At 46.5% G+C, this 538-nt stretch carries 2 protein-coding genes; both read right to left on the reverse strand.

Going from position 1 to position 538, the window contains the following annotated elements; translation table 11 throughout:
• The coding region (locus tag R7190_RS30105) for a sulfite exporter TauE/SafE family protein (protein ID WP_318138238.1) at window positions 1–344 on the reverse strand (344 nt) is incomplete at its 3' end.
• 6 nt (window positions 345–350) lie between these two features.
• A partial coding sequence (locus R7190_RS30110) for a hypothetical protein (RefSeq protein WP_318138239.1) occupies window positions 351–538 on the reverse strand: 188 nt, incomplete at its 5' end.

The raw sequence follows: 538 nt of genomic DNA on the forward strand, positions 1-538 counted from the left end.
ACACCAAATACTTTCGGCAAGTAATGAGTTGGGATCCATTCGGCAATGTTGGCACCAACAAAGCCGCCAATCACCACTCCGGGCATTAGCCACTTCACAACAAACATATCTACGTTGCCAAGTTTAAGATGGTTGAGAGCAGAAGAACCTGATGTGACGATGATGCTTGCCAGAGATGTCGCAAGCGCCATGTGCATGCTCATTTCTGGAGAAATGCCCGCCCAAGGCAGCAAAAATAACAACGCAGGTACGACGATTAATCCGCCCCCAATGCCGAGTAGCCCCGCCATCACACCAACAAAAGCGCCCAGCGCCAGCAATAACAAAAATAAAGAGACGGTCACGATTACCTACTTTTTCCCTGCACGAACGAAGCCTGCAAAACCTTGTTGGATAAAGAAATCATGCATCATTTGATGAATCTCCTCTCCGTACGATTTTGTCATCGCCTGTTCTGCTAGTTTTTCTAGTTCCTGTTGTTGGCTATGACGAATCAAATACTTCACCTTAGCCACGTTAGATGTGTTCATACTTAAGC

This window comes from Vibrio sp. 1078-1 (assembly GCF_033340475.1).